Here is a 23,178-nt window from a genome sequence, read left to right as displayed (position 1 = left end):
ATTGGGGCGGGGGCCGCCACCCGTCCAGGAGCGGCGGCCCGTCGGCCTGGGCGTGCGGGTCAGGCGCGGCCGACGTCGATGAAGGACAGCCCGGTGGTGGGCAGCGGCCTGAACCCGGTGAGCGCGCCCTCACGCCACGCGGTGGGCAGCTTGCGGTGCAGGATCGGGTACAGGGCGGCCTCGTCGGCGACCGTGTCGGTGACCTGTCCCCACAGGGCCTTGCGCGTGGCCTCGTCGGGTTCCGAAGCGGCCTTGTCCAGCAGCGACCTGACCTTCTTGTAGGCGGGGGAGCCCGCCCAGCCGTAGCGCTTCTCCGGCCAGAAGCCGTAGTAGAACCAGCGCAGCAGCAGGTCCGCGTCGTTGCCGAAGACGGACGGGTCGCCGGGGGCGGCCAGGGCGTCGAAGCCGCCCTGGTCGATCTTGGCGTACTGCGCGGGCGACTGCTGGATGTCGAGCTTGACGTCGACGCCGATCGCGTCCCAGCTCTCCTTGATCAGCGGCGCGATGTCCTTGATCCAGCCGTTGTCGGTGAGCAGCAGGGTGAAGGAGAGCTTGCGCACGCCCGCCTCGGCGAGCAGCTTCTCGGCCTTGGCCGGGTCGTGGCTGTAGACCGTGGCGGCCTTGTGGTAGTCGGGGTGGGTGGCCGGCACGTACCCGGTGGCGGCCTCGGCGTTGCCCAGCAGGGCGGTGGAGATGATCTTCTCGGTGTCGAGGGCGTAGTGCAGCGCCTGGCGCACCCGCTTGTCGGCGAAGCGCTTGTCCTTGGTGTTGAACATCAGGAACAGCAGGCCGAAGGACTGGACGGACTCCACCTTGTCCTTGCCCGTGATGCCCGCGACGTCGATGTAGGGCACGTCCTCGATCGCCTGCACGCGCCCGGACTTGAGCGCGCTGACCCGGGCCGACGGGTCGGAGATCAGGTGCCAGACCATCTTCTTGGCCTTGGCGGGGTGCGGTCCGTTGTACTTGTCGTACGCCTCCATGACGATCTTGTCCTCGCGGACCGCCGACACGAAGCGGTACGGACCCGAGCCGACCGGCTTGGCGTCGAAGGCCTTGGCGTCGGCGCCGGCGATCTTCTTCGGCACGATGCGCACCACGGAGATGCGCGAGGGGAAGAGCGCGAAGGCGTACTTCAGCTTGAACTCGACCGTCGACCGGTCGACGGCCGTCACCTGGTCGATGAAGGGCACGAACTGCGCCATGAGGGAGGCGTTCTTCGGGTCCAGGACGCGCTCGAAGCTGAACACCACGTCGTCGGCGGTCACCGGCGATCCGTCGTGGAAGGTGGCACCCTTGCGGAGGGTGGCCCGGTAGGTGGTCGCGTTGATCTTCTGCGGCATCTCGGTGGCCAGCGCCGGCCGGGCGGCGAGCGTGGCCGGGTCGAGGTCCACCAGGCCCTCGAAGATGTGCATGTTGGCGGCGAACGGGGTCGCGCCGGAGGTGATCATGGGGTCGAAGCCGGTGGAGAGCGGGTACGAGAGTCCGGCTTCGATGGTGTCGGTGCTGCCTCCCGAACCGCTGGAGTCGTCACCGGTGCTGCCCGGTCCGCCGCAGGCGGACAGGCCCGCGGTGATCGCGGTCGCCACACCGAGGGCGCTGGTGTATCTCATGAAGGTGCGGCGGTCGACGCCGGATGCACTGCGCGGGGACAAGGAATCCTCCTGGCGGGGAGTCATGACGGGCGAGGATGCGGAATGGCTGGTTCTGCACGAAGGACTGGCGTGAACGTATCGCTTCGTGAATGCATCAGACGTCTGATGTCTGATGCTTGATAGCGTGGGAACGTAGTCGGGCAAGGGAGAGGGGTCAAGAGGTGGCGGTGGGACAAAGGGCGATTCAGCGGACTGTGTCCGAACCAAGAGCGGTGCGCCAGCCGTTGCGACAGGAGGTCGTGGACGGCATCAAGTCGTACATCCTGCGCAATGAACTGCGCCCTGGCGACCCGCTGCCGACCGAGCCCGCGCTGTGCGAGGCCCTCGGGGCCAGCCGCTCCAGCGTGCGGGAGGCCATCCGGATTCTCACCGCCCTCGACATCGTCGAGGTGCGGCACGGTCACGGCACCTATGTGGGCAGACTGAGCCTGTCCGCCCTGGTGGAGAGCCTCACCTTCCGCGGTCTGCTCAGCCCGGACGACGACTTCCAGGTGATGAGCGACCTCATCGAGGTCCGCGAGCTGTTCGAGCGGGGGATGGCGCAACAGCTCGTCGAGGCGCTCAGCGAGGAGCAGATCGACCGGCTGGAAGGGCTCGTCGACGACATGCGCCGGGCCGGCGCCGGCGAGGGGCACGGCTTCGTGGAGGCCGACCGCGCCTTCCACACGCTGCTCCTGGCCCCCCTCGGCAACGCCCTCATCGGGCAGTTGTCCACGGCGTTCTGGGACGTCTACGTCATCGTCGCGCCGCACCTGGACGTCTTCACGCACGAACACGAGGCGGCCACCATCGCCAACCACCAGCGGATCGTGGACGCCGTGCGCGACCGCGACCCCGTCGAGTTCGCGGCGGCCCTGAGCGAGCACTACGAGCCCGTCCGGCAGCGCATCGCGGAGGCCCGGGCGCGTCGCTGAACCCGGTCCTCCCACGGCGGAGGCAGCCCCGGCGGCGGGGCTGCCTCCGCCGTGTCATGACGGGCCGCCGGCCGCCCGCGGGAGGAGCGGGCCGGTGCGGCGGGGTACTTGACGGTCGCCCGCCCCGGTCCTTAGGGTCCCAGGACAGCAGACATCAGACGTCTGCTGTCAGTTCCCGTCACCGCGCTGCGCCGCGCGCACGCCTCACCCACCGGGACCCCCTCCATGCCACTCACGGACCTGACCCTTGCCGAGTGCCTCGCGCTCCGCCCCGACCTCGACGAACCCGCCGACCTCGACGCGTTCTGGGACCGGACCCTGCGGACGGCGCGCGCGGCCGGCGGAACCCCGAGCTTCGTCCGCGAGGACACGGGTCTGACCCAGGTGACCACCTACGACGTGACCGTGCCCGGCTTCGCGGGCGAACCCGTACGGGGATGGCTGCACCTGCCGGCCGGGGCCGAGGGCCCGCTCGGCTGCGTCGTGGAGTTCCTCGGCTACGGCCGCGGCCGCGGACTGCCGCACGAGCAGCTGATCTGGGCGAACGCCGGCTACGCCCACTTCATCATGGACACCCGCGGCCAGGGCTGGTCCACGGCGGGCGGCGACACCCCCGACACCGTGTCCCTCAACGGCGACGTCCCCGGCTTCCTGACCCGGGGCGTGGACAGCCCGGAGAACCACTACTACCGGCGCGTCCACACCGACGCCGTGCGCTTCACCGAGGCCGCCCGCGCCCACCCGGCGGTCGATCCGGACCGGGTCGTCGTCACCGGACACAGCCAGGGCGGCGGGATCTCGCTCGCCGTCGCGGGACTCCTCCCCGGCCTGGCGGGCGTCATGCCCGACACCCCGTTCCTGTGCGACATCCGCCGCGGGGCGCTCGTCGCCGGCGCGCCGCCCTACACCGAGATCGCGGAGTACCTCAGCCTCTACCGCGACCGCGTCGAGACCGTCTTCACCACCCTGTCCTACGTCGACGCGGCCGTGCTGGCCTCCCGCGCCACCGCCCCGGCGCTCTTCTCCATCGCCATGATGGACGCCGTCTGCCCGCCCTCCACCTGCTTCGCCGCCTACCACCGCTACGGCGGCGCCAAGGACCTGCGGGTCTACGAGTTCAACGGTCACGAGGGCGGCGCCGCCCATCACCGGCGCGAGCAACTCCTCTGGCTCCGGGACCTGTTCACCGCACCCCGACCCGTGGACCCCGGTATCTCCACCCTGCACGATCCCCAGCTCGCCTGACCCCCTCAGAGAAGAGGACACGTTCATGCAGCGTAGAGTCACCCTCGTCGCCACCACCGTGGGCGCGGCCCTGGCCCTGCTGATCACCGGCGCCCCCGCCGCGCACACCGCCGACGCCCAGGCCGCGGCCTTCGCCCCCGGCACCCTCACCTCGCAGGACATCGCCACCGCCGGCACCGGCTCCCCCTACTACCGCATCCCCGCCCTGACCCGGACCACCCAGGGCACCCTGATCGCGGCCTACGACGCCCGCCCCACCCTCGCCGACCTCCCCGGCAACCTGAGCGTCGTGCTGCGCCGCAGCACCGACAACGGCCTCACCTGGCAGCCCCAGCAGGTCGTCCGCAGGGAAGCCGCCCCCAAGGGCTTCGGCGACCCGAGCCTCCTCGTCGACCGGGAGACCGGCCGGATCTTCGTCTTCTACGCCGCCTCCGTGAACCAGGGCTTCTTCGGCTCGGCCACCGGCAACGACGAGAACGACCCGAACGTCCTCCAGGCCGACTACAGCTACTCCGACGACGACGGCCTGACCTGGAAGCACGAGCGGATCACCGCCGAGATCAAGAACCCGGCCTGGGCCGGCATGTTCGCCGCCTCCGGCGAGGGCATCCAGCTGCGGCACGGCGCCTACAAGGGCCGCCTGATCCAGCAGTACGCCATCCGCCACAACGGCGCCAACTACGCGGTCAGCGCCTACAGCGACGACCACGGCGCCACCTGGAGGACGGGCACCCCCGTCGGTCCCGGCGGCGACGAGAACAAGACCGTCGAGCTCTCCGACGGCCGCGTCATGCTCAACAACCGCTCCGCGCCGTACCGCACGGTCGCCTACTCCTCCGACGGCGGCGTCACCTACACGCCGTTCCAGCAGGACACCGAGCTGCCCGACCCCGCCAACAACGGTTCCGTCATGCGCTTCGCGCCGGACGTGGACGCCTCCCACCCGCGCGCGAAGTGGCTGATGTTCAGCAACACGGCGACCACCAACAGCCGCAGCAACCTCACCGTCCGTCTCTCCTGCGACAACGGGCAGAACTGGCCGGTGCGCAAGACCGTCGAGGCCGGATCGGCCGCCTACTCCACGCTCACCCCGCTCGGCAGCGGAACCACGGGCAACGACCGCGTGGGCATGCTCTGGGAGCGCGCCAACTACCGGCACATCACCTACTCGTCCTTCGACCTCCAGTGGCTCGGCGGCGTCTGCGCCCCGGTCACCGTCACCCCGCCCGCCTCCCTGCCCGCCGGGAAGACCACCACCGTCACCGTGCGCGTCGTCAGCCAGAACGACGTCACCCTCCCCGGCGGAACGGTCTCCCTGGCCCTGCCGGCCGGCTGGAGCGCACCCGAGGTCGCCGTGCCCGCCCTCAACCCCGGCCAGGGCGCCAACATGAAGATCCCCGTCACCGTTCCCGCCGGCGCCACGGCCGGCAGCGTGAAGGCCACCGCGAAGTACACCGTCCGCGGCCGGCAGCACTCCTACGGCGACACGACGTTCACCGTCACCGCGCCGTAACACGGCCACGGGCCGCCGGGCGCCGGACACCCCGGCGCCCGGCGGCCCGTTCCCACCGTTCCACCACTCGTAAGCCCAGGAGAACACTCATGTCCTCGTCCCAGCCCCTCCGCGGCGTCGTGCCGCCCGTCTGCACCCCCCTGGATGCGTCGGGCGAGGTCGACACCGCCTCGCTCACCCGGCACGTGGAGCATCTCGTCAGCGGGGGAGTGCACGGACTGTTCGCCCTGGGCTCCAGCAGCGAGGTCGCCTTCCTCACCGACCGGCAGCGCGAGACCGCGCTGCGGACCGTCGTCGAGGCCGTCGCCGGCCGGGTCCCGGTGCTCGCCGGCGTCATCGACATGACCACGCCCCGCGTCCTCGTCCACGCCGAGGCCGCGCGCGAGGCCGGCGCCGACGCCCTGGTCGCGACCGCGCCCTTCTACGCCCGCACCCACCCGGCGGAGACCGCCCACCACTTCCGCACCGTGCGCGCGAGCGTCGACCTGCCGCTGTACGCCTACGATCTCCCGGTCTCCGTGCACAGCAAGCTCTCCGTCGCCCTGGTCCGCGAACTCGCCGAGGACGGCACGCTGGCGGGCCTGAAGGACAGCAGCGGTGACGAGGGCGGCCTGCGCCGGCTCGTCGTGGAACTCGGCGGACGCCACGGCCGCGCCGACGGCCCCGCCCCCGGCTTCAGCGTCCTCACCGGCTCCGAGCTCACCGTGGACGCCGCCCTGCTGGCCGGCGCCGACGGCGTCGTGCCGGGCCTGGGCAACGTGGACCCCGCGGGCTACGTGCGCCTCTACGACGCGGTGCGCGCCGGCGACTTCGACACCGCCGTCAAGGAGCAGGAGCGGCTCGTCGAGCTGTTCGGCATGGTCGACGCGGGCCCCGAGAGCGAGATGGGCCGCAACTCCTCCGCCATCGGCGCCTTCAAGCACGCGCTGCGCCTGCTCGGGGTGTTCACCGGGGGCACCACCGCCGCACCGCAGATCCAGCTGAGCGAGGCGTCGGTCGCGCAGGTCGAGGAGCGGCTGCGCGGCGCCGGCCTCCTCCCGCTCCGATGACGGCGCGGTTCCCGGACGGCGCCCCGGTGATCGGCCTCGACCTGGGCGGCACGAAGATCGCCGCCGCCCTGGTCACGGCCGACGGCGCCGTCCTGGCCCGGCACACCCTGCCCACCCCGGCGACGGCGGGGGCGGAGGCGGTGCTCGACGCGCTGGCCCAGGAGGTCCGCGCGGTGTGGGCGCCGGGCGCCGCCGCGATCGGCGTCGCCGCCGCCGGAGTCATCGACCCGGAGACCGGAACCGTCACCAGCGCCACCGACACGATCCGCGGCTGGGCCGGCACCGCCCTGGCCTCCGGCCTCGCCGCCCGCACCGGCCTCCCCGTCGCCTGCGACAACGACGTCCGCGCCACGGCGGCGACGGAACTGACCGGCGCCCCCGGCCGGAGCGGCACGATGATCTACGCCGCCGTCGGCACCGGGGTGGGCGGCGCCGTCGCCGTGGACGGCCGCATGCTGCACGGGGCGGCCGGTGTCGCCGGGCACCTCGGGCACCTGCCCAGCCCCGAGGCCGAGGGACTGCCCTGCACCTGCGGCGCCACCGGGCACCTGGAGGCGATCGCCGCCGGCCCGGCGATCACCGCCCACTACGCGCGGATGAGCGGCCTGCCGGCCGACCGTCTGGAGAGCGTGGCCGCCCGTGCGCTCGGGGGCGATCCGCACGCCACGTCCGCCATCGTGCTCGGCGGCCGGGCCGCCGGCCGGGCCCTGGGCGGCCTCGCCAACGCGCTGGGCGCCGACCGCGTGGTCGTCGGCGGCGGGGTGCCCCGGATCGGCGCGCTGTACCTGGACGCCCTGAACGCCGCGTTCGCGGCCGAGCTCATGGCCCCCCTGCGGGGCCTGCGCCCCGTGCCGCCGCGCGGCGGACCCGACGCCGCGGTCCTCGGCGCCGCCGCGCTGACCCGCACCCTGCCCCTGCACCACCCCCGTACCTCCACCGGAGCCCTGCGATGACCCTGCCCCTGGCCGACGCCCTGAAGGGCCGACTGATCGTGTCCTGCCAGGCCCCGCCCGGCGATCCGATGCGGCACACCGACACCCTGGTCCGCATGACCCTCGCCGCCCGGGCCGGCGGCGCGGCGGCCGTACGGGTCAACGACCCGGAGGTCGTCGCCGCCACCGTCGCGGCCGTGGACCTGCCGGTGATCGGACTGTGGAAGGACGGCGACAGCGGCGTCTTCATCACGCCGACCGTGCGCCACGCGCTCTCCCTCGTGGAGGCCGGGGCCGCCGTCGTCGCCGCCGACGCCACCACCCGGCCCCGCCCCGACGGCAGCACGTTCGCCGGTCTCGTGAAGGCCGTGCACGAGGCGGGCGCCCTCGTCATGGCCGACGTGTCCGCCTTCGACGAGGGCCGTGAGGCCGCCGAGCAGGGCGCCGACTTCGTGGGGACGACCCTGTCCGGCTACGTGCCCGGCTCGCCCGTCCAGACCGCGCCGGACCTCGCCCTCGTCGCGGACCTGGCCGCCGCGATCACCGTGCCGGTGATCGCCGAGGGCCGCATCGCGACCCCCGGGCAGGCCGCCGAGGCGCTGGCGGCGGGCGCGCACAGCGTCGTCGTGGGCACCGCCATCACCGCGCCGACCGCGCTGACGGCGGCGTTCGTGGCCGGCATGGCGGGCGAGGAGGCCGCGGCGGGCTGAGGGGAGGCCGCCGCCCCGGGCGGCGGTCTCCCCCCGTACGTGCTACGAGCTGGGCGTCCCGTAGACGCCCAGCTCGTAGAGCGAGTAGCCCCACGTCGTCCTGCGCTCCACGCCCTGCATGCGGACGTACCGCACGGCCTCGTCGCCGGGGAGCCGGACGACGTCCGTGCCGCAGGACTCCGGGCGCCGCGTGGACCCGGTCCGCCAGGTCACCCCGTCCACGGAGGTCTGCACGGCGTACTCCGTCGCGCAGGCGCTCTCCCAGGCCAGGGTCACCGCGGCGACCTTCGTCGGCTCGGCGAGCTCGATCTGGACCCAGGCGTCGTCCGCGTAGCCGGAGGCCCAACGGGTGTCCAGCCGCCCGTCGTTGACATGGCGGGCGGCCAGCCGATCGAGGCCCTGCTCCACGCTGGCGGCGGAAGCCGTCCCCTCAAGGGCCAGGTTCCGTGCGCCGCCCGCGGAGTCCCACAGCCGCAGCCGCAGTTCGGCCTGGGTGAGGAAGGCATCGAGCACGCCGTCGCCGACCTTGGGCCGGACCCCGCCCCACGCGTTGCGCGGCGGGTCGACCCGTACGGCGCGGGCCCGCTCCTGCAGGTCGGCCGACTCGGCCAGCAGCCGGTCGGAGGTCTCCCGGTCCCCGGCCTGCCGTGCCGCGAGCGCGTCGAGCATCCTGACCGTCGCCGTGCCCCACAGCCCGGTGGCGTCCAGCCAGGGCGCCGCGTCGACGGTGAAGCCCTGCTGCACGGCGCCGGAACGGATGGTGCCCGGCGCCCGTTCGATCGCCGCCGCGTACGGGCGCAGGGCCCGGAGCGCGCCGGTGCGGTCCCCCTCGTCCCACGCCGTCCAGAACGCCCCGACGCGGCGGGACAGTCCGGGAGCCTGGGGCTGCCACGGGGTGTCGCCGAAGGTCGGGGCCAGGTGCTGCAGGTCGGCGAAGACGAGCAGGGCCCCGGTGGCCGCACGGTCGCCGCCCGCCAGGTAGGACAGGGCGTGCCGCCAGTTGCGGCCCGCGTCGTACGCGCGGTCGTTCCAGGCGAAGTCCGCGGTGCCGAAGACGGCGACCTTGCTGGCGTACGGCTGGTTCATGGGGTTGGCCACGACGCCGGAGAGGTGGTCGGAGAGGCCCGCCTCCCGCTTGTCGTAAGGCGCGAGCAGCAGACGTCCGCTGGTGTTGCCGAAGTCGTTGACCGGATAGTTGTCCCAGACGAACACCTTGCGGCCGAAGACCTCCGAGGCCTGCTCGGCGTCCTCGTTCGTGATCCCGGTGGGCACGACGCCCACCCCGGTCCACATCACCTCGACCGCGGGGTCCAGGGTCTCCCGCAGGGCCCGCTTGTAGGCCGACTCCGCGTGGTTGTAGTACTCGGTGGGCACCATCTGCAGCGGCCACACACCCTCGTGGGTGTCGACGAAGGTGCGCTGCACGTCGTTGAGCAGGTCGGCCTGCGCCTTCCCGGCGGCCCCGGTGCCGGGTGCGCCGTACGCGGCCCGGTCGGCCTCGCAGTTCCAGCGGCTGTGGTCGATGTCGTCGAGGGGGACGGAGAAGGCGCGGGTGCCCAGGTCGTACAGCGCCTGGAGCTTGTCCTTGAGGGCCTTGCGGTCGGCCGGGTCGGAGGAGCAGATCGACTGGCCGGGGGAGACCGCGAAGGTGAAGCGCACGTGGTTCACCGCGGCCCGGTCCACCAGCTCGCCCAGCTCCGCGAGCTTCTCCGCCGGGTAGGGCTCGCGCCACTTGTCCCGGTGGTAGGGGTCGTCCTTGGGCGCGTAGACGTAGGTGTTGGCCTTGACGTCCCCGTAGAAGTCCATCTGGTCGAGGCGCTCGGCGTGCGTCCAGGGCTGTCCGTAGAAGCCCTCGATCGTGCCGCGCAGCGGCATCGACGGGAAGTCGCCGGCCTGGGCGCCGGCCACCTTCCAGCCGCCGCCGGAGCGGACGAACAGCTGACGCAGCGTCTGCACGGCGTAGAACTGGCCGGATCCGTCCGTGCCGCCCAGGACGACCTGCGCTCCCCGCCCGGCCCGCGCGACGCGCAGGGCGTAGCCCTCCGCGCGGCCGGGGACGGCCGTGTCGCCGAGTCCTGACGCGATGTCGGGGCGGGTGGCCGGGCCGAGCCGCACGGTGAGCAGGCCGGCGGCGGCCCGGGGGACGTTCCCGGGAGCGACGATGTCGACCCGGTCGGCGCCGTGCCGCTTCAGCTCGGCGACGAGACGGGCGCGGGCGTGGACGTCCGTCTCCGCGTCCGCCACGACGATCACCCTGCCCGTGACGGGGACGTCCCCGCCGACGCGGGACAGGGACTGGGGTACCGGAGTGACCGGCGGCAGCGGGCCGGCCGCCCGAGGGCCCGCCTCCACGGCTGTGGCCGAGGGCGCCCCGGCCGCCAGGCCGCTTGCGAGCGCGAAGCACACGCCGAGCGTCGCCAGGGTTGTCGTGCGTCTTCCCACGAGACCTCCAGAGTTGGGACGGACCGGGAAATCGGCTTGTGCGCAGAGATGGTGCCGCCTTCGACGGTAGGACGTAAGACGTATGGGGTCTAGACCTCTTCGCGTCCCGGCTTCACGCCGGCCAACGGACGTTCCCGTGCGGCGCCCGGGGGTGGCGTCCCCCGGCGGCACCCGCCTACCCTGCGTGCGGCAGTGGCCGAGGCCGCCGGCCCGGAGCGGGTGGTGGAGGAGGGCCGGACGACGCGAACACCTGGGGCAGGGCATGCAGTTCACCACCCGACCGACCCTCCAGGGCACCTTCGGCATGGTGTCCTCCACCCACTGGCTGGCCTCCCAGTCCGCCATGGCCGTCCTCGAGGACGGCGGCAACGCCTACGACGCGGCCGTCGCCGGCGCCTTCGTCCTGCACGTCGTCGAACCCCACCTCAACGGCCCGGCCGGCGAGGTGCCGATGCTGCTCGCCCCGGCCGGCGGGGACGTGCGGGTGCTGTGCGGGCAGGGCGTCGCCCCGGCCGGGGCGACCGTCGCCCACTACCAGGGGCTCGGGCTCGGCCTCGTCCCCGGCACCGGACCGCTCGCCGCCGCCGTGCCCGGCGCCTTCGACGCCTGGATGCTCCTCCTGCGCGATCACGGCACCAAGTCCCTCGCCGACGTCCTGAAGTACGCCATCGGCTACGCCGAGGACGGCCACCCGCCCGTGGAGCGGGTCGGCGGGACCGTGGAGACCGTGCGCGAGCTGTTCGAGACGGAGTGGACCACCTCCGCCGAGGTCTACCTCCCCGGCGGACGCCCGCCCCGCCCCGGAGAGCTGTTCCGCAACCCCGCCCTCGCCGCCACCTGGAAGCGGCTGCTCGCCGAGGCCGCCGGCGCCGGCGGCCGGGAGGCGCAGATCGAGGCCGCCCGGGACGTGTGGCGCACCGGCTTCATCGCCGAGGCCCTGGTGCGGCAGGCCGCCCGCCCCACCCTGGACACCAGCGGCGAGCACCGCACCGGCACCCTCACCGCCGAGGACCTCGCCGCCTGGTCCGCGACCTACGAGGACCCGGTGACGTACGACGTCGACGACTGGACCGTGTGCAAGGCCGGACCCTGGAGCCAGGGCCCGGCGCTGCTCCAGCAACTCGCCCTGCTGCCGGACGAGCTGCCGCCGTACGGCTCCGGCGCCTACCTGCACCTGCTGATCGAGAACTGCAAGCTCGCCATGGCCGACCGCGAGGCCTGGTACGGCGACGCCGCCGAGGTGCCGGTCGACGACCTGCTGTCCGCCGCGTACAACGCCGAGCGGCGCGCCCTGGTGGGCCCCCGCGCCTCCCACGACCTGCGTCCCGGCAGCCCCGGCGGCCGCACCCCCCGGCTCGCCGCCCACGCGCGCGTGGTGGCCGCCGACGGGCCCGGTTCCCGCCTGATGGGCGTCGGCGAGCCGACCGTCGCCAAGGGCCCCGCCTCCCCGGTGCCCGGCGAACCGGAGGTCTCCGCCGACGGCGGCACCCGCGGCGACACCTGCCACCTCGACATCGTCGACCGCTGGGGCAACATGATCTCCGCCACGCCCAGCGGCGGCTGGCTCCAGTCCAACCCCGTCGTGCCCGAGCTGGGCTTCCCGCTCGGCACCCGTCTCCAGATGACCTGGCTGGAGGAGGGCCTGCCCAACAGCCTCACCCCGGGCCGCCGCCCCCGCACCACGCTCACCCCGTCCCTCGCCCTGCGCGACGGCGTGCCCGTCATGGCGTTCGGCACCCCCGGCGGGGACCAGCAGGACCAGTGGCAGCTGCACTTCTTCCTCGCCGTCGCCCTGCGCGCCGAGGTGCGCGGCGGGCTCGACCTCCAGGGCGCCATCGATGCCCCGAACTGGCACAACGACAGCTTCCCCGGCTCCTTCTACCCCCGCGGCATGCGGCCCGGCAGCGTCACCGTCGAGTCCCGCACCGACCCGGAGGTGATCGAGGAGCTGCGCCGCCGCGGCCACGACGTCACCGTCGGCGACGCCTGGTCCGAGGGCCGGCTGTGCGTGGTCGCGCGCGACCCGGACACCGGCGTGCTCTCCGCGGCCGCCAACCCGCGCGGCCAGCAGGGGTACGCGGTGGGGCGCTGAGCCCATGGCCCCGGGTGCGGGCAGCCCATTTCCGCGCCGCCCGCACCCGAGACCGTCCCGGGCCGGGCAGGGGCTGTCGGTGGCGCGTGCTCTCATGGAGGAGTGATCGAGACCGACGCGACCATCGACGAGTTCCTCACCCGGCACGCCCACGACGTGGAGGCCGCGGTCCGCGAGGCCGCCGCGCGGGAGATCGTGCCGCGCTGGCGCCGCCTCGCCGCCCACGAGGTGGACCGCAAGAGCGGACCGCACGACCTGGTGACCGACGCCGACCGCGAGGCCGAGCGGTACCTGACGGCGGAGCTGCCCCGCCTGCTGCCCGGCTCCGTCGTGGTCGGCGAGGAGGGCGTGCACGCCGACCCGGCGTCGTACGAGGCGATACGGGGGGACGCGCCGGTGTGGATCGTCGACCCCGTCGACGGCACCCGCCAGTTCGTGCGCGGCGAGACCGGCTTCTGCACCCTGGTCGCCCTCGTCCTGGACGGAGTGGTGCACGCCTCCTGGACGTACGCCCCGGCCCGTGACCACCTGGCCACCGCCGTCCGCGGACAGGGCGCCCGCCTCGACGGGGAGCCGCTGCGCTCCGGCTCCCCGGAGGCCGGCCGGGACCTCCGGGTCGCCACCTCGCACCCCGACTTCACCAGCGACGAGCAGAAGCGCGCCCTGCTCGGCCTGCGCACCGACGGCGTGGCCCCGCGCCCCTGCGGCTCGGCCGGTCTCGAGTACCTGGCGGTCGCCCGCGGCGAACTGGACGCGACCGCGTTCAACTGGGAGCTGGCGTGGGACCACGCGGCCGGGGTGCTGCTCGTGGAGGAGGCGGGCGGCGCCCATCTCACCCGCGCGGGCACGCCGTTCGCGATCCGCGGCGGCAACACGCTGCCGTTCACCGCGGCGCGGGACGAGGCCACCGCGCGCCGGGTGGTGGAGCTGCTGTCGCGGGCGGTCTGACCGTGCGCGACGCGGGGTGGTGTGCCGGGCGGTGACCGGACGCCGCCCGGGGCCGTGCGCGGCCCGGCATATCCTGATCCCTCAGTGGCCGTCGGCTGACGAAGGAGTCCGAAGGTGCCGTCGATGCTCGATGCGGTCGTGGTGGGGGCGGGGCCGAACGGGCTGACCGCCGCCGTGGAGCTGGCCCGGCGCGGCTTCTCGGTGGCCCTCTTCGAGGCGAAGGGCACCGTCGGCGGCGGCGCCCGCACCGAGGAGCTGACCCTCCCCGGTTTCCGGCACGACCCCTGCTCCGCCGCCCACCCCCTCGCCGTCAGCTCGCCCGCCTTCCGCGGTCTGCCGCTGGAGCGGTACGGGCTCCAGTGGCTGCACCCCGAGCTGCCCATGGCCCACCCCTTCCCGGACGGCACGGCCGCCGTGCTGGCCCGCTCGGTCGGGGAGACGGCCGCCTCCTTCGGGCCACGCGACGCCGGCGCGTACCGGCGGCTCGTCACGCCCTTCCTGCACCGCTGGGACACCCTGGTCCGCGACTTCATGTCGCTGCCGCTGACCGCGCTGCCCCGCGACCCGGTCACCCTCGCCCGGTTCGGCCTCGTCGGCCTGCCGCCGTCGACCTGGCTGGCCCGCCGCTTCCGCGACGAGCGCGCCCGCACCCTCTTCGCCGGACTCGTCGCCCATGTGATGGCCCCGCTCAGCGGCTTCGCCACCTCGGCCGTGGGCCTGGTCTTCGCCCTCGCCGCGCACACCCGCGGCTGGCCCGTCGCCCGCGGCGGCTCCCAGGCGCTCTCCGACGCCCTGGCCGGACACCTGCGGGACCTGGGCGGCGTCGTGCACACCGACTACGAGGTCAAGCGGCTCGACGACCTGCCCCCGGCGCGGGCGTACGTCTTCGACACCTCGCCCACCGCGCTGGCCCGCATCGCCGGCTTCGGCGAGCACTACGCCCGCTACCGCTACGGATCCGGCGTCTTCAAGATCGACTACGCGCTGGACGGGCCCGTCCCGTGGACCGCCCCCGAGGCCCGCACCGCCGGGACCGTGCAGATCGGCGCGGACAGCGCGGAGATCGGCGCCGCCCTGCGCGCCGCCTCCCGGGAGGGCCGCGCCCCCGACGCGCCGTTCCTCATCACGGTGCAGCCCTCCGTCGTCGACCCCACCCGCGCCCCCGGCGGCAAGCACGTCTTCTGGGCCTACGGACACGTCCCGCACGGCTGGACCGGCGACCTCACCGACGCGATCGAACGGCAACTGGAGCGCTTCGCCCCCGGCTTCCGCGACCGCGTCCTGGCCCGCGCCACCGCGGGCCCGCCCGAACTGGCCGCGCGCAACGCCAACTACGTCGGCGGCGACATCGCCACCGGCGCGGTCTCCGGACTCCAGGCGCTGCTGCGCCCCAAGCTGTCGCTGTTCCCGTACACGACACCGCACCCGGCCGTGTACATCTGCTCGCAGGCCACCCCGCCCGGCCCCGGCGTGCACGGCATGCCCGGCCACAACGCCGCCAAGGCGGTATGGAGGAGGCTCCGACAGACATGACCCCCACCCTCACCCTCGTCCAGGGCGACATCACCCGGCAGAGCGCCGACGCGATCGTCAACGCGGCCAACTCGTCCCTGCTCGGCGGGGGCGGCGTCGACGGCGCGATCCACCGCCGGGGCGGCCCGGAGATCCTCGCGGAATGCCGCGCCCTGCGCGCCTCCCGGTACGGCGGAGGGCTCCCTGCGGGAGAGGCCGTCGCCACGACCGCGGGCCGCCTGGACGCCCGCTGGGTGATCCACACCGTCGGCCCGGTGCACAGCGAGACCGAGGACCGCTCCGCGCTCCTCGCCTCCTGTTACCGCTCCTGCCTCCGCGTCGCCGACGACCTGGGCGCCCGCACGGTCGCGTTCCCCGCCGTCTCCACGGGCGTCTACCGCTGGCCCCTGCCCGACGCGGCCCGCATCGCGGTGGAGGCGGTCCGCACGGCGGACACGGCGGTCGAGGAGATCACCTTCGTCCTCTTCGACGAACGGGCCTACGAGGCGTTCGCGGCGGCGGTCGACTGACGCGGGGCCCGCCGGCCGCGGGCGAGAGGAGCGCCGGGCGCCCTGCGGCACCGCGCGCCCCGCCCCGCCCCGGCCTCAGATTTTCGGCGGACGCCGGTCCGCCTCCGCCGCGTCGGCGACCGCCTCCGCCGCCGCCTGGGCCGCCCGTGCCGTGTCGTCGGCGGCCTTCGCCGCGGCCTTGTCGTCGACCGCGGGCTTCGCCCGGGTGGCCGGCGACGGGGGCAGCGACTCGCTGAACGCCTTCGACACGCCCTGCAGCGCCGTCGTGATCTCGCTCGGGATCACCCAGAAGTTGTTGCCCTGCCCCTGCGCGAGCTGGGGCAGGGCCTGCAGGTACTGGTAGGCGAGCAGTTTGGGGTCCGGGTCGTTGCGGTGGATCGCCTGGAACACCTCGTCGATGGCGCGCGACTGGCCCTCGGCCTCCAGGACCGCGGCGGTCCGGTTGCCCTCCGCGCGCAGCACCGCCGCCTGCTTGTCACCCTCCGCCGTGAGGATCTGCGACTGGCGCTGGCCCTCGGCGCCCAGGATCGCCGCCCGCTTGTCCCGCTCGGCGCGCATCTGCTTCTGCATGGCCTCCTTGATGGACTGCGGCGGGTCGATGGCCTTGATCTCCACCCGGTTGACCCGCAGCCCCCATTTGCCGGTCGCCTCGTCCAGCACCCCGCGCAGCTGGCTGTTGATGGTGTCCCGCGAGGTGAGCGTCTTCTCCAGGTCCATGGACCCGACCACGTTGCGCAGCGTGGTGACGGTCAGCTGCTCCACCGCCTGGAGGAAGTCGGCGATCTCGTAGAAGGCCGCGCGCGGGTCGGTGACCTGGAAGTACAGCACGGTGTCGATCTCGACGACCAGGTTGTCCTCGGTGATGACCGGCTGCGGCCTGAAGGAGACGACCTGTTCCCGCAGGTCGATCTGCGGGTGCACCCGGTCGATGTACGGGATGACGAGGTTGAGCCCTGGGGTCAGGGTCTTGTGGTAGCGGCCCAGCCGCTCCACGTTGCGGGCGCGCGCCTGGGGCACGATGCGCACCGCCCGGATCACCGTGAAGATCGCGATCAGCGCGATCAGCAGGCCGGCGACGAGGGAAGCGGAGATGTCCATGGCTTCAGTCCCGTGGGTAGACGATCGCGGTGGCGCCACTGATCTCGATGACGTCGACGGTCGTGCCGGGCGAGATCACCAGCGTTTCGTCGTAGCTGCGGGCCGTCCACTCCTCGCCGTCGATGCGGACCCTGCCGCCGGTGCCCGACACGGCCGTCAGCACCTGCGCGGGCTTGCCCACCAGCGCGTCCACGCCGAAGCGGGGACCCCGCGGGCGCGCCATGTGGCGCAGGGCGAGGGGGCGTACGAAGACCAGCGTGACGGAGGCGAGGACGGCGTACGCGACGAGCTGGACCCCGAGCGGCAGGCCGGCCGCCGCGACCCCCGCCGTGACCAGCGCGGCCACGCTCAGCATGCCGAGGGCGGCGGTGAGGGTGAGGATCTCCGCCACGGCCAGGACGGCCGCGACGATCAGCCAGATCAGCCAGGAGTCCATGTCGCGCCTCTTCTCACCCGGGGTGGAGGGCTTCGGCCGGCGCCGGCCGGCACGCGGAGGGACCGGCACCTTTGCCCCCACTTTACCCAGTGGCGGCCCGGGTGCCGAGGTCCGTGCACCGAGCATTCCCGCCGTACATGTCCGGCACGCCTCCAATTGGGTGATGACCCTTATGGCGCCGGCCCGCCCTGTCGGGCGAGGGTTCGAACGGCCCCCTTGATCCCGTTGACGCCGGTGCCCGCCGGGCGTGTATGTGCGCCTGTCCCGCCCTGCCCGGTGTGATCGTGATGCACAGCGTCGTCGGAGGGGCCGGGACACCGGCGACGGACGGACGGCCGAGGACGGTACGAGGAACTGATCGATGACCTTGCCCGAGCTGTACGTGACGCTGCTCATCGCGGGCACGGTGCTGCTGGCCAGCATCGCCGCCGCCCGCACCGCGCACCGGGTGGGTCTGCCCAGTCTGCTGCTGTTCCTCGCGGTGGGGATCGTGGCCGGCGAGGACGGCCTCGGCCTGCGGTTCGACGACGCCCAGCTCGCCCAGGCACTCGGCACCGCCGCCCTGGCCCTCATTCTCGTGGAAGGTGGTCTGACCACCCAGTGGGGCGACGTCCGGCGGCTGGTGGCGCCCGCCGGCGTGCTGGCCACCGTGGGGGTGTTCCTCTCCGTCCTGGTCACCGCCGCGGGCGCGCACTGGCTGCTCGGCCTGGACTGGAACGTGGCGCTGCTGCTCGGCGCGATCGTCTCCTCGACGGACTCCGCCGCCGTCTTCTCCGTGCTGCGGGCGCTGCCCCTGCCCCGCAGACTGACCGGGCTGGTGGAGGCCGAGTCCGGCTTCAACGACGCGCCCACCATCATCCTGGTGCTGGTCTTCTCCACCACCTCCGACGCCCCGGCGATCGGGGCCCTCTTCGGCAACCTGCTGTTCCAGCTGGCGGCCGGCGGCCTGCTCGGCGTGCTGACCGGGCTCCTGGGCGCCGTCGCGCTGCGCCACATCGCACTGCCCGCCACGGGCCTCTACCCCCTGGCCACGGTCGGCTTCGGCATCATCGCCTTCGCCGCCGCCGGCGCGGTCGGCGCGAGCGGCATCATCGCCGCCTATCTGTCCGGTCTGGTCCTCGGCAACTCCCAGCTGCCGCACCGCGCCGCCACCCGGTCCTTCGCCGAGGGCGCCGGCTGGCTGGCCCAGATCGGCCTGTTCGTCATGCTCGGCCTGCTCGTCGACCCCAGCGAACTGCCCGGCGCGATACTGCCGGCCCTCGTCGTCGGCCTGGTGCTGCTGCTGGCCGCCCGGCCCGTCTCCGTGCTGCTCTGCCTGCTGCCGTTCCGGATCCCCCTGCGGCAGCAGGCGTTCATCTCCTGGGCGGGTCTGCGCGGCGCGGTCCCCATCGTGCTCACCACCTTCCCGGTGGTGGAGGACGTGCCACACGCCCGCGAGATCCTCAACATCGTGTTCGTGCTGGTGGCCCTGTTCACCCTGCTCCAGGGACCCACGCTGCCCGCCGTCGCCCGCCGCCTGGGCCTGGTGCGCACCGACGCGCTGCGCGAGATCCAGGTGGAGGCCGCGCCGCTCGACGTCCTGGACGCCGACCTGCTCACGGTGAGCATCCCGGAGGGCTCCCGGCTGCACGGCGTGGCCGTCTTCGAACTGCGGCTGCCGTCCCCGACCGTCGTCACCCTGATCGTCCGCGACGGCGCCACGCTGGTGCCGGACCGCGACACCGTGCTGCGCGCCGGCGACGAACTCCTGCTCATCGCCACCCCGGAGACCCGCGAGGACACCGAACGCCGGCTGCGGGCCATCGGCCGCCGCGGCAAGCTCGCCCGCTGGCTGGGCGAACACGGCGCGCCGGAACCGGAAGGCACCTCCACGGGCCGCTGACGGCACGCCGGCCGTCCCGCGTCCGGCCGCGACCCCTCTGCCCTGCGGCAGGCACCGGTTCGTGTCAGGCCCGGGAGGGCCGTTGCCTCGGGGGACTGCCGGCCGCGATCGGGAGGCTGTGCAGTGTCAGCGCAGCCGGCGGCGGCAGCGGCTGGGTGGCCGTGTCGGCGCGGAACGACTGGAGCAGGTAGGCCACCAGGCGCCGGGACGCTGCACCGTCATCCGGCAGGGCGGCCACCAGAGCACAGTGCGCCAACAGGACCACGGCGAGGTCGGAAGGGTGAAAGTCGGCCCGCAGCGCGCCCGACGCCTGTGCCCTGCGCACCAGGGTCGTGAAGTCCCGCTCGGCCCGTTGCCGGGAACGGGCGTGTTCCGAGGTGCTTTCCGGGAAAGCCGCGAGGAACGCGGCCGGGAACCCGCGTTCCTCCCGCTGCAGAGCGCAGACCGTCTCGACCAGCTGCTGGAAGCCCTGCCACGGGTCGGGGGCGTCCAGAGCCTCGGTGAGCGCCCGCACGCAGGTCTCCATCTGCTGCGCGAAGGCGCCGCGCACCAGGGCGTCCCGGTCCGGGAAATGCCGGTACAGCGTCGCCACGCCGAGCCCGGCCCGACGCGCCACGGTCGCCATCGGGGCATCGATCCCGTGCTCCGCGAAGACCGCGCGCGCGGCGGCGAGGACGCGCTCCCGGTTGCGCCGGGCGTCCGCCCGCACCCCGTCCCGGGCTGTGATCCGAGAGGATTCCGCCGTCACTGTCTCTCGCTTCCGGTCCAAACGGACGATCGCGTCCACTCAAGAGCTTACGGTCAACGCCAGACCCCTCCGGCGGCGAAGGCAGAACGATGAACGACCGCATGATGAAGGCAGTGCTCCACGACCGCTACGGCGGCCCCGACGTGCTCTGCACGGCCCGCGTACCACGCCCCGAGCCCGCCACGAGCGAGGTCCTTGTGAAAGTACGCGCGTTCAGCGTCAACGGCGGCGAACTGGCAGCTCGTGCCGGCCGCCTCCGCCTCCTGAGCGGCCGGGGATTCCCCAAGCGCGTCGGCCTGGACTTCACCGGCGAGGTCGCCGCACCGGGCGCCGGAGTCACACGGTTCGCGGTCGGCGACCGCGTATGGGGGGTCCTGGGCCGCACCTCCGGATTCGGCAGCGCCGCCGAGTACGTGACCGTGCCCGCCGAGCGGGTCGGCCGGCTCCCCGACAGCCTTGACCCGGTGGACGCCGCCGCGCTGCCGGTGGCCACCACAGCCATCACCGCGCTTCGCGACAAAGCCCGGCTGCGCCCCGGCGAACGACTCCTCGTCCGGGGCGCGGCGGGCGGTGTCGGCAACGCCGCCGTCCAGCTCGGCAAGGCGTACGGCGCCGAGGTCACGGCCCTCGCCCGCGCCGCCAACCTCGACTTCGTCCGCGGTCTCGGCGCGCACAAGGCCGTCGACCACCGGACCGTGCGACCGGCGGAACTGGGCCGCTTCGACGTGGTCCTGGACACCGTGGGCACCGACCTGCGGGTCTTCAGGCGCCTGCTGAATCCCGGCGGACGCATGATCACCATCGCCTTCGACCCGAAACGGCCCGTGGCGTCGCTCGGCTACCTCGCGGCCGGCACGGTCCACGGACACGGCCGGGTGCGCTTCTTCAGCGGCAACCCCACGCGGACGGACTTCGACGACCTCGCCCGCCATGTGGCCGAGGGCAAGCTGAGCCCCGCGGTGGACACGGTCTTCCCTCTGGAGGAGACAGCAGCGGCGCACCGGGCACTGGAGGCGGGCGGGGTCCAGGGCAAGTACGTGGTCGAGGTCGCGTAGGCCCCTTGTGAAGGCGCTGGTCACAGCCACTGGAGCCCAGGCTTCCCAGAGGCGGCCCGTGGGGCTCTCGGGGTGTGGCGCCCACCTGCCCACGACGACCGGCACGGCGCCCGATGCCTCCCCGCCCTCCGTCCGGCCGGTCCCGCACTCGACGACACGAAGGCGGCGCTGTGCTTCCCGGCCGACGTGCCGGGATTCGAGCGGGAGGCCGCCGCGCCGGACGAGCACGGCGGGATCGGGCACGCGGAGCTGCGCCGGCCTGGCGGTGGTGCGCCGGTGTCCGGCTCGACGAGGCACACGGACAGCGTGCACGGGCGGATGCGGGCGGGCACCGGCGCGGTCCCCGTGGTGAGCGACGACGTGGACGCGGTGCGCCGGCGGGTGGCCGACGCCGGCGGCGATGTTCTCGAAGCGCCGCACGAGACCCGCTTCGGGCCGGGTGCCGCGGCGTACGTGTGCACGGTGCAGGACCCGGAGGGCGACTTGTGGGCCTTCGGCACCTGCTGCGGCCCCTGACCGGAGCGGAGCGCCGGGACGAGACCGGAGGACCCCGGCCGGTCGGGGCCGGGGTCTTCCGCTTCGGGCGTGCGGCGACGGGGTCAGTGGCTGCCGGCGAGTTCGCCGGTGAGCTTGCCGTGGAGGTCGGCGCTCAGGTCGTCCAGACCGGTGATCTCCACCGTCTTGCCGCGCTGGGTGTACTTGGTCTCGATCGCGTCCAGAGCGGCCACGGAGGAGGCGTCCCAGACGTGGGCGGCCGACAGGTCGATGACGACCTTCTCCGGGTCGCCCGCGTAGTCGAACTGGGTCACGAGGTCGTTGGAGGAGGCGAAGAACAGCTCGCCGGTGACCCGGTAGACCACCGTCTTGCCGTCGGGGTCGACCACGGCGGTGACCTCCGCCAGGCGGGCGACGCGCTTGGCGAAGATGACCATGGCGGTGAGGGAGCCGACGACGACGCCGACAGCGAGGTTGTGCGTGGCGACCACAGCCACCACGGTGATCACCATGACCGCGATCTCACCGGCGGGCATCCGCTTCAGCGTCGTGGGCGCGATGGAGTGCCAGTCGAACGTCGCGAACGACACCATGACCATGACGGCGACGAGCGCGGCCATGGGGATGTCGGAGACGACCGGGCCGAAGACGATGCACAGCACCATCAGGAACACGCCCGCCAGGAAGGTCGAGACGCGGGTGCGGGCGCCGGACACCTTCACGTTGATCATCGTCTGGCCGATCATGGCGCAGCCGCCCATGCCGCCGAAGAAGCCGGTGACGATGTTGGCGACGCCCTGCCCGACCGACTCGCGGGTCTTGGAGGAGTGGGTGTCGGTGATGTCGTCGACGAGCTTCGCCGTCATCAGCGACTCCATCAGGCCGACCAGCGCCATGGCGAACGCGTACGGGGCGATCGTCGTCAGGGTGTCGAGGGTGAACGGCACGTCCGGCAGGCCCGGCGCCGGCAGGGAGGACGGCAGGGCGCCCTTGTCGCCCACGGTCGGCACCGCGATGCCGGCCGCGACCGTGATGACGGTGAGGACGACGATCGACACGAGCGGGGCCGGGATCACCTTGGTGACCCTCGGGAAGAAGACCATCAGCGCGAGCCCGCCGATGATCAGCGGGTACACCGCCCAGGGCACGTCGTGCATCTCGGGGACCTGCGCCATGAAGATCAGGATCGCGAGCGCGTTGACGAAGCCGACCATCACGCTGCGCGGCACGAACCGCATCAGCTTCGCCACCCCGAGCGCGCCCAGGATCACCTGGAAGACGCCGGCGAGGATGACGGCGGCGATCAGGTAGCCCAGCCCGTGCTCGCGGTTCAGGGGGGCGATCACCAGGGCGACGGCGCCGGTGGCGGCGGAGATCATCGCGCGGCGCCCGCCGACGATCGAGATGACGACGGCCATGGTGAAGGAGGCGAACAGGCCGATCGCCGGGTCGACACCGGCGATGATCGAGAACGAGATCGCCTCGGGGATCAGCGCCAGAGCGACGACCAGACCGGCCAGGACCTCGGTGCGCCAGACCTTGGGGTCGTCCAGCCAGTCGGGCTTGAGGCCGCGCAGCCGCGCGGCGGGAGTCACAGCAGCAGAAGACAAGGAGGTGCGTACCTGTCGTGCTCGGGCACACCCCTCACGTCAGGCCGGGGGTGTGCGGGAAGGACGCGCGGGGGCCGGGCCGGCGCCCCGCGGACGGCCCGCGGAGCGGGCCGGAAGTCGAGGGGGTGGACGCGAGGCGGGGCGGCGCGCACGGGCGGCCGGGCGGCTCACATCCGGGGGCGAAGGGTCACGGCGGGCAGGCGGCGGCGATCGGCGTCATGGGCTCGCGCACGCTCTCTCCTGCAAGAATCGGGTCTTCGCCGGGGGCGTCGTCGGCCCCGGAACGGCAGCAGCGGGGCGGCCGAGCCGCCC

At 73.7% G+C, this 23,178-nt stretch carries 19 protein-coding genes; 13 read left to right on the top strand and 6 right to left on the bottom strand.

The genetic code is table 11. The features are described 5' to 3' along the window. Nucleotides 1-59: 59 nt before the first annotated feature. Nucleotides 60-1,679, bottom strand: coding sequence for an ABC transporter substrate-binding protein (locus tag ACIQ8B_RS16015; protein WP_403547374.1), 1,620 nt, complete (start codon nucleotides 1,677-1,679; stop codon nucleotides 60-62). Between the two features lie 137 nt (nucleotides 1,680-1,816). Here ACIQ8B_RS16015 and ACIQ8B_RS16010 point away from each other — a divergent pair, with 137 nt between their 5' ends. From ACIQ8B_RS16010 to ACIQ8B_RS15985, 6 genes are all read left to right on the top strand, one after another. Next, nucleotides 1,817-2,569: a FadR/GntR family transcriptional regulator gene (locus ACIQ8B_RS16010; RefSeq protein WP_106411601.1), complete on the top strand. Its 753-nt coding sequence runs from the start codon at nucleotides 1,817-1,819 to the stop codon at nucleotides 2,567-2,569. A gap of 225 nt (nucleotides 2,570-2,794) precedes the next feature. Continuing rightward, nucleotides 2,795-3,814 (top strand): acetylxylan esterase, encoded by a 1,020-nt coding sequence (locus ACIQ8B_RS16005; RefSeq protein ID WP_403547372.1) that lies wholly within the window; start codon nucleotides 2,795-2,797, stop codon nucleotides 3,812-3,814. Between the two features lie 25 nt (nucleotides 3,815-3,839). Continuing rightward, nucleotides 3,840-5,327: an exo-alpha-sialidase gene (locus ACIQ8B_RS16000; RefSeq protein ID WP_403547370.1), complete on the top strand. Its 1,488-nt coding sequence runs from the start codon at nucleotides 3,840-3,842 to the stop codon at nucleotides 5,325-5,327. Nucleotides 5,328-5,416: 89 nt separating this feature from the next. Next, nucleotides 5,417-6,376, top strand: coding sequence for a dihydrodipicolinate synthase family protein (locus ACIQ8B_RS15995; RefSeq protein WP_290006374.1), 960 nt, complete (start codon nucleotides 5,417-5,419; stop codon nucleotides 6,374-6,376). Next, nucleotides 6,373-7,329 carry an ROK family protein gene (locus ACIQ8B_RS15990; protein WP_403547368.1) on the top strand — a complete coding sequence of 319 codons (957 nt, stop codon included), beginning with the start codon at nucleotides 6,373-6,375 and terminating at the stop codon, nucleotides 7,327-7,329. Before ACIQ8B_RS15995 ends, ACIQ8B_RS15990 begins: the two co-directional genes overlap by 4 nt. Next, complete coding sequence (locus tag ACIQ8B_RS15985; RefSeq protein ID WP_403547366.1) at nucleotides 7,326-8,018, top strand: N-acetylmannosamine-6-phosphate 2-epimerase; 693 nt, start codon at nucleotides 7,326-7,328, stop codon at nucleotides 8,016-8,018. Before ACIQ8B_RS15990 ends, ACIQ8B_RS15985 begins: the two co-directional genes overlap by 4 nt. A 42-nt stretch (nucleotides 8,019-8,060) precedes the next feature. On the opposite strand, the gene ACIQ8B_RS15980 is transcribed toward ACIQ8B_RS15985, so the two are convergent. After that, complete coding sequence (locus tag ACIQ8B_RS15980; RefSeq protein WP_403547364.1) at nucleotides 8,061-10,460, bottom strand: beta-N-acetylglucosaminidase domain-containing protein; 2,400 nt, start codon at nucleotides 10,458-10,460, stop codon at nucleotides 8,061-8,063. A gap of 262 nt (nucleotides 10,461-10,722) precedes the next feature. On the opposite strand from ACIQ8B_RS15980, the gene ACIQ8B_RS15975 reads away from it, so the two are divergent. The 4 genes from ACIQ8B_RS15975 to ACIQ8B_RS15960 all read left to right on the top strand — a co-directional run bounded on the left by ACIQ8B_RS15975 (nucleotide 10,723) and on the right by ACIQ8B_RS15960 (nucleotide 15,542). After that, nucleotides 10,723-12,552 carry a gamma-glutamyltransferase family protein gene (locus ACIQ8B_RS15975; RefSeq protein ID WP_403547362.1) on the top strand — a complete coding sequence of 610 codons (1,830 nt, stop codon included), beginning with the start codon at nucleotides 10,723-10,725 and terminating at the stop codon, nucleotides 12,550-12,552. Between the two features lie 102 nt (nucleotides 12,553-12,654). Next, entirely contained in the window at nucleotides 12,655-13,500 is an 846-nt protein-coding gene (locus ACIQ8B_RS15970; protein ID WP_290006367.1) for an inositol monophosphatase family protein, read from the top strand. 123 nt (nucleotides 13,501-13,623) lie between these two features. After that, nucleotides 13,624-15,033, top strand: coding sequence for a phytoene desaturase family protein (locus ACIQ8B_RS15965; RefSeq protein ID WP_403547360.1), 1,410 nt, complete (start codon nucleotides 13,624-13,626; stop codon nucleotides 15,031-15,033). Beyond that, nucleotides 15,030-15,542, top strand: a complete 513-nt coding sequence (locus tag ACIQ8B_RS15960) for an O-acetyl-ADP-ribose deacetylase (protein ID WP_290006365.1) — start codon at nucleotides 15,030-15,032, stop codon at nucleotides 15,540-15,542. The genes ACIQ8B_RS15965 and ACIQ8B_RS15960 overlap by 4 nt, the downstream gene beginning before the upstream one ends. Before the next feature lie 75 nt (nucleotides 15,543-15,617). On the opposite strand, the gene ACIQ8B_RS15955 is transcribed toward ACIQ8B_RS15960, so the two are convergent. Both ACIQ8B_RS15955 and ACIQ8B_RS15950 read right to left on the bottom strand, forming a co-directional pair. Then, complete coding sequence (locus ACIQ8B_RS15955) at nucleotides 15,618-16,640, bottom strand: SPFH domain-containing protein (RefSeq protein WP_403547357.1); 1,023 nt, start codon at nucleotides 16,638-16,640, stop codon at nucleotides 15,618-15,620. A 4-nt stretch (nucleotides 16,641-16,644) separates the two neighbouring features. Then, nucleotides 16,645-17,076, bottom strand: a complete 432-nt coding sequence (locus ACIQ8B_RS15950) for an NfeD family protein (protein ID WP_290006362.1) — start codon at nucleotides 17,074-17,076, stop codon at nucleotides 16,645-16,647. 361 nt (nucleotides 17,077-17,437) lie between these two features. On the opposite strand from ACIQ8B_RS15950, the gene ACIQ8B_RS15945 reads away from it, so the two are divergent. Next, nucleotides 17,438-18,958 carry a potassium/proton antiporter gene (locus tag ACIQ8B_RS15945; RefSeq protein ID WP_403547355.1) on the top strand — a complete coding sequence of 507 codons (1,521 nt, stop codon included), beginning with the start codon at nucleotides 17,438-17,440 and terminating at the stop codon, nucleotides 18,956-18,958. A 64-nt stretch (nucleotides 18,959-19,022) separates the two neighbouring features. Here the strand turns inward: ACIQ8B_RS15945 and ACIQ8B_RS15940 are convergent, their stop codons facing one another. Continuing rightward, on the bottom strand, nucleotides 19,023-19,706 hold the full coding sequence (locus ACIQ8B_RS15940; RefSeq protein ID WP_403547353.1) for a TetR/AcrR family transcriptional regulator: 684 nt from the start codon (nucleotides 19,704-19,706) through the stop codon (nucleotides 19,023-19,025). A gap of 89 nt (nucleotides 19,707-19,795) precedes the next feature. Here ACIQ8B_RS15940 and ACIQ8B_RS15935 point away from each other — a divergent pair, with 89 nt between their 5' ends. Both ACIQ8B_RS15935 and ACIQ8B_RS15930 read left to right on the top strand, forming a co-directional pair. After that, nucleotides 19,796-20,761: an NAD(P)-dependent alcohol dehydrogenase gene (locus tag ACIQ8B_RS15935; RefSeq protein ID WP_403547351.1), complete on the top strand. Its 966-nt coding sequence runs from the start codon at nucleotides 19,796-19,798 to the stop codon at nucleotides 20,759-20,761. A 72-nt stretch (nucleotides 20,762-20,833) separates the two neighbouring features. Then, entirely contained in the window at nucleotides 20,834-21,277 is a 444-nt protein-coding gene (locus ACIQ8B_RS15930) for a VOC family protein (protein WP_403547350.1), read from the top strand. Nucleotides 21,278-21,360: 83 nt separating this feature from the next. Here the strand turns inward: ACIQ8B_RS15930 and ACIQ8B_RS15925 are convergent, their stop codons facing one another. Beyond that, on the bottom strand, nucleotides 21,361-22,866 hold the full coding sequence (locus tag ACIQ8B_RS15925) for a SulP family inorganic anion transporter (protein WP_403547348.1): 1,506 nt from the start codon (nucleotides 22,864-22,866) through the stop codon (nucleotides 21,361-21,363). Nucleotides 22,867-23,178 lie beyond the last annotated feature (312 nt).

This window comes from Streptomyces sp. NPDC096105 (assembly GCF_044763335.1).
Lineage (GTDB): Bacteria > Actinomycetota > Actinomycetes > Streptomycetales > Streptomycetaceae > Streptomyces.
The sequence above is the reverse complement of the archived record's forward strand: the minus strand, read 5'-3'. Positions and strand labels throughout refer to the sequence as shown.